Annotated in this window: 3 protein-coding genes; all 3 read left to right on the top strand. The window is 58.0% G+C overall.

Going from position 1 to position 5,962, the window contains the following annotated elements; all coding sequences use genetic code 11:
* The first annotated feature begins 266 nt into the window (after positions 1-266).
* Positions 267-1,529, top strand: coding sequence for an aminotransferase class I/II-fold pyridoxal phosphate-dependent enzyme (locus Q0Z93_RS09470; protein WP_298064904.1), 1,263 nt, complete (start codon positions 267-269; stop codon positions 1,527-1,529).
* 1,628 nt (positions 1,530-3,157) lie between these two features.
* Positions 3,158-3,286: a hypothetical protein gene (locus Q0Z93_RS09465; protein WP_298064901.1), complete on the top strand. Its 129-nt coding sequence runs from the start codon at positions 3,158-3,160 to the stop codon at positions 3,284-3,286.
* 74 nt (positions 3,287-3,360) lie between these two features.
* Positions 3,361-4,455 carry a methylmalonyl Co-A mutase-associated GTPase MeaB gene (meaB, locus tag Q0Z93_RS09460; protein ID WP_298064899.1) on the top strand — a complete coding sequence of 365 codons (1,095 nt, stop codon included), beginning with the start codon at positions 3,361-3,363 and terminating at the stop codon, positions 4,453-4,455.
* The last annotated feature ends 1,507 nt before the right edge of the window (positions 4,456-5,962 follow it).

Here is a 5,962-nt window from a genome sequence, read left to right as displayed (position 1 = left end):
TTTTTGCCTGTGCTATTCCACCACTTTCATCGGCCGGCCGAAGGACTTCAGAGCCGATGCACTCCTTTTTGCCGAAAAGCGCCTCGGCGGTACACATACCGCCGAGGCGCTTTTTTTACGATACCTCGCCCATATTCCCGCATACGTCTGCAAGTTGCGTCCTGCAAAATACGATTTTATACTTATTCGGGAGCCGGACAGCGGAACGGGAAAAAAACTACCTTTGTCTTAAATTTTTTTGTTAAATCATTAAAAATTACCATACAGTGGATATTTTCGAACGAATCAAAAAGGACGCCGGCGGCCCGATCGGGCAGTACCAGAAACTGAGCCACGGCTACTACTCTTTCCCGAAACTCGAGGGGCCGATCGGCCCGCGGATGCTGTTCCGCGGCAAGATGATGCTGAACTGGAGCCTGAACAACTACCTTGGGCTGGCGAACCATCCGGAAGTGATGGCGGCCGATGCCGAGGCTGCGCGCGAGTTCGGGATGGCGGCGCCGATGGGGGCGCGGATGATGAGCGGTCAGACCAAATACCATGAAGAGCTGGAACGGCGGTTGGCCGCTTTCGTCGGGAAACCGGACGCATTCCTCCTCAATTTCGGGTATCAGGGGATGGTGTCGATCATCGACTGTTTGGCTGGGGCGCGGGACGTGATTGTTTACGACTCGGAAGCGCACGCTTGTATTATCGACGGCCTCTTGATTCACAAGGCGAAGGGGGGGAAGCGGTTCGTGTACCATCATAACGACATGGAGAAGTGCCGGATGATGCTCGAACGTGCCTCGAAACTCGCCGAAAAACAGGGCGGGGGGGTGCTGTTGATTACCGAAGGGGTGTTCGGGATGAAAGGCGATCTGGGGAAACTGGACGAGATCGTGGCGATGAAAAAGGATTTCAACTTCCGGATCTTGGTGGACGATGCGCACGGACTGGGGACGATGGGGAAGACCGGGGCCGGGACGCCGGAACATTTCGGGGTGGCGGATCAGATCGATGTCCATTTCGGGACGTTTGCCAAGTCGTTTGCGGGGATCGGGGCGTTCGTGGCGTCGGATCCGGACATCGTCAATTTCCTGCGGTATAACATGCGGTCGCAACTCTATGCCAAATCGCTGCCGATGCCGATGGTCAAGGGGGCGATGAAACGGCTCGAATTGATCCAAACGCATCCGGAGTACCGGGAACGGCTGTGGACGATCGTCCGGGCGTTGCAGAAAGGCTTCGTCGAAGCGGGGTTCGACATCGGGGTGACGAATTCGCCTGTGACGCCGGTCTATATGAAGGGGGGTGTGGAAGATGCCACGAATATCGTGGTGGATTTGCGCGAAAACCACAACTTGTTCTGCTCGGTGGTGGTCTATCCGGTGATCCCGAAGGGGGAAATCATTCTGCGGATCATTCCGACAGCGGTGCATACGATGGAGGATGTCGAATATACGCTCAATGCGTTCAAGGCTTGCCGCGGGAAGCTCGAAGCGGGCGAGTACCACAAACCGATTCAAAACATGGCGGATCCGATGTAGTGTTTGCTCTTTGTGATCTGTATTTATATAAGCCTTTCTCTACATATTTGGGGAAAGGCTTTTTATTTTCCGGCCTCTTTGCCGCGGGGTGTTGCTCGGCATTCGATCCGGGTCTACCGGTAGCGGAGTTTTTAGGGTAGAGATTGTCTAAGCGAAACGAAGTTTCGCCCGTCCTGCCGGTGTCACCCGGACGCCGCCCGCGCAGGGCAGTACTCTCTTTGGGGTAGTTTATCTTGTTGCCGGCAGACCAGCAGAACACCCGAAGGGTGCGGTCGCGTGCCCAGCGGCACCCGCGCGCCACGCCGGAAAAGGAAAATCGACGGTTTCAACGCGAGTTGAAAGCGAACGATTTTTCCGGCGCGCGGAAAGAATAATTTGGGGTAGAGATTGCCTAAGCGAAACGCAGTTTCGCTCGGTCACCGCGGGGCCCCGTTGGGGCTTTTGTTAGTTTGAGAGGACTTTAAGCGCGTCCGGCGCGGTTTCTTGAGGGTAGTTCCGGCCCAAGCGAAACGTAGTTTCGCAAGCCCACCGCGGGGCCCCGTTGGGGCTTTTGTTAGAGTTTGAGAGGACTTATTTAAGCGGGGCCTGCCCGGCCCGAGGGCAGTTTCCTTCTTTGGGGTAGTTTGTCTTACTGCCGGCAGGCCAGCAGAACACCCGAAGGGTGCGGCTGGAGTCCCAGCGGCACCGGCACCCGCGCGCGACGGATAGAGTAGGAAATCGTTCAAAAGCAGCTTGCGCTTTTGAACAAGATTTCCGCCAGCGCGCAGGACAAAGATCGTTTTTGATTTGCAAAGGGCCGCAACTCACGGAGGATATTTCGGGTAGCTCCAGTCCGGTTCGAGTGCCGAGCGGCACCGGGTCGCCGCCAGCGGAAAGAGCAACGAGCTCCGCCGGAGTTGCTCGCGCCGCGCGGGGTGGCGGCGACTCGCGCGACCGAGGGGCGCGGTTTACTTGGCTTCCGACAGGGAAACGGCCGGAGCCAGCGGGGCTTTGGGGTAGAGGCGGCCAATGAGACAGCCAACGGCTGCGGTTCGAGTGCTCAGCGGCACCAGGCCTCCGCCCGAGCGGCTCCGGCCTGACATGAGGAGATCACAGTCGAAAAGCACTTTCGAGTGGCATGTGGGATAAAGCCCAGCATCGGGTTGCAGCCTGCGGAGCTAAGCAACGAAGTTGCGGGCCTCCGCTGCGGGAGGCTGCGGCCCGACAAAGGGAGATCACAGCCAAAAGTCCTTTAGCGTCCCAACGGCACCGGGTCGGCCGCCCGGGAAACTTAGGGTAGTTCCAGCCCGGTTTGAGTATCCGTCTGCACCGCCCTCCGCCGGCGTCGGGCGCGCGACCGTAGGTCGCGATTTATTGGATTCTGATAACAACAGACGGAGCTAACGGGAAACGGCTAATAAAACAGCCAACGCTGCGGCCCAAATGCCTCCGGCCTACCCGGTTCTGCAAACCGGATTCCTGTTAGCAATGGAAGGTAGAATAGTCTTGACGCACAAGTACGGGGCCGGAGCCTGCGCGGGTCATTGCGAGCAGAGCGAGATTTTGGCCCGTCGCCGGGAGAGGCTCCGGCCCAACCGGGTCTTCGACCCGGATTTCCGTCGGTTTCGGAACAAAACGGCAACTTATTTTTGGCATGGAAAATATTCCGCGAAGCGGGCAGGCTGGGGCTTTTCCTGACGCAACGGCGCAACGGTGCTGCGGCACATGAACAAAAAGCTGTTCCGCCTAATTTCCTCCTGCATCAGGCCTTTTCTTAAAAAGAAGCAACCCTATATAGAAAGTAATAAACCGATCGATTTTTAATAACTTTACCCAGATAAACGGCCCTGTCATGGAACACTACGAAGAACACCACCGAGAGACCTTTAAAGAAAGTGCACTGGAAGTCGCAGCAGGCATCGAACGTCCGCCCGTGGTGAACCCCCGCTATAAGCGCATCAAACGGCGAGCGATGTCGGCAGAGGATTATGTGAGCGGGATCCGGGCCGGGAATATCACCGTGCTGAGCCAGGCCATTACGCTGACCGAGAGCCTGCTGGCGGAACACCACGCATTGGCCCAGCAGATTATCGAACGGTGCCTGCCGTATGCCGGACGGTCGGTGCGGATCGGGATCACCGGGGTGCCGGGGGCCGGGAAATCGACCTTTATCGAAGCCGTTGGGACTAAAGTCACCGGTTTGGGACATAAATTGGCCGTGCTGGCGATCGACCCCAGTTCGGAACGCACCAAAGGGTCGGTGCTGGGGGACAAGACCCGGATGGAGACACTGGTGCACAATCCGGCGGCTTTCATCCGGCCTTCGCCGTCGGCGGGATCGTTAGGCGGCGTGGCGCGCAAGACACGGGAGAGCGTCATTCTGTGCGAGGCGGCGGGATTCGACGTGGTCTTTATCGAAACGGTGGGGGTGGGACAGTCCGAGACGGCGGTCCATTCGATGGTCGACCTGTTTCTGCTGATCCAGATTTCGGGTGCGGGGGATGAGTTGCAGGGAATCAAGCGGGGGATTATGGAAATGGCGGATATGGTGGCGATCAACAAGGCGGACGGGGACAACGTGCCGCGGGCGGAGCTCACGCGGCGGCAGTTTTTGAATGCACTGTCGCTCTTTCCCATGCCGGAGTCGGGTTGGAAACCGAGAGTCTACACTACCTCCTCGACCGAAAACCGTGGGCTGACGGAGCTGTGGGGCGGGATCGAAGATTATCTGAAGTTTACGAAAGCGAACGGCTATTTCGACCGGAACCGGAGCCGGCAGGCGAAGTACTGGATGTACGAAACGATCGACTCGGAATTGAGGGACAATTTCTACAAGTCGCCGCAGATCGGGCCGTTGCTGGCAGAGTATGAAAAACGGGTGCTGGAAGATAAAATCAGTTCGTTCGCGGCGGCACGGGAACTGCTCGACCGCTATTATTCCGAATGATTTACGTTTTACCGCTGCGGTCTGCTTGTACCGATCCGGAGCTGCCCCATGCGGAGGCCTGGAGCCGCCCGGCGCTCGAGCCGGGCTATTGGCTGTTTTATTAGCCGTTTTCCTCATTAACTCTGTCCGTTGTTGTCGGAATATTATAAACTGCAACCTTTGTTCGCGCGGGCCGGACGCCACCCCGTCGGGAGACCCGGTGCCGCTTCGACCTCGAACCGTGGCCGTTGGCTGTTTTATAGGGCGTTCTACTCCGAAGTCCCCGCCAGTTCCGGCCGTTTCCGGGTTGAAATCCGCAATCTCTCTTTGTCCCTGCGCACTGCGCCTTACAGAGCAAAAGCATTCCCGACAAACTCTCGTTTATCGGTACGATTAATGATCATTCCGCGAAGCGGGCAGCCCGGAGCCTCCCCCGGCGCAGGGCTGCAACCTGAAGGTCTGGCCCGCGCAGGCTCCGAGCTGAAAATAAACTGTACGATTTCGCTTTCTCAGCGTGGCGCGCGGAGATAAACAGGCTTTATCCGCACGCTGGCGAAATCCTGTTTGGTTGCCCTATGTCAGGCCGGAGCCAGCGGGGCCGTTTGGGGTAGTTCCAGCCCGGCTCGAGTGCCAAGCGGCACCCTCCGCCGGGGGTGGCTCCGGCCTGACATGGAAAGATCACCGATAACCTTCCCAGCCTGCCCACAAGCACGAAAAAATTCTCTGACGATTATTTGTCCCGACATAATGCCGTTTGGCACGCGATCCGAGATGGAACTCCCCTAAACGGTTCCACTGGTTCCGTTCTTTTCCTATATCCAAACTGTGTTTTTGCATCAGCGAAAACTCCGGTTCGCAGAACCGGTTGGGCCGGAGCCTCCCCCGGCGACGGGCCAAAATCTCGCTCGGCTCGAATTGGCCCGCGCAGGCTCCGACCCCGTACTCGTGTGTCGAGACTATTCCACCTCCACTGCTAACAGAAATCCGGTTCACAGAACCGGTCAGCCCCAGCCCCGGGCATCCGGAGGGCCGGTGCCGCTCGGCACGCGAGCCGAACTGTAACTACCCGAAATATCCTCCGCGGGCTGCGGCCCTTTACCGATTTTTGCCCGCGCGCTGGCGGAAATCTTGTTCAAAAGCACAAGATGCTTTTGAACGATTTCCTACTCTATCCGTCGCGCGCGGGGCTGTTCGGCACGCGATCCGCACCCTTCGGGTGTTTTATTGGCCTGCCGGCAGCAAGATAAACAACCCCCAAGAGGGTACTGCCCTCCGTCCGCGTGCCCCCGACGGGACGGGCGAAACTGCGTTTCGCTTGAGCCGGAACTACCCCAAACAAAAGCCGCGCGCCAGCGAAATCTTATTTCAACAAACTGTCGTTTGTCGAAATAATTTCGCTCTGTAAGGCGTCGCACGCGGGGCCAATGCCGCTCGGTACACGACCTTAATCGGAACTATCCGAAAAGGTCTGCCGGCAGCAAGATAAACAACCCCCAAGAGGGTACTGCCCTGTGCGGGCAGGCCCCGG

Source organism: uncultured Rikenella sp. (genome assembly GCF_947628055.1).
In the GTDB taxonomy this organism is placed as follows: domain Bacteria; phylum Bacteroidota; class Bacteroidia; order Bacteroidales; family Rikenellaceae; genus Rikenella.
Note: the sequence above shows the minus strand (reverse complement) of the source record. Positions and strands in the feature narration are given on the sequence as shown.

Coding starts and splice junctions, on each gene's coding strand:
- meaB (WP_298064899.1), top strand. CDS start 3,361: ATGGAACACTACGAAGAACACCACCGAGAGACCTTTAAAGAAAGTGCA.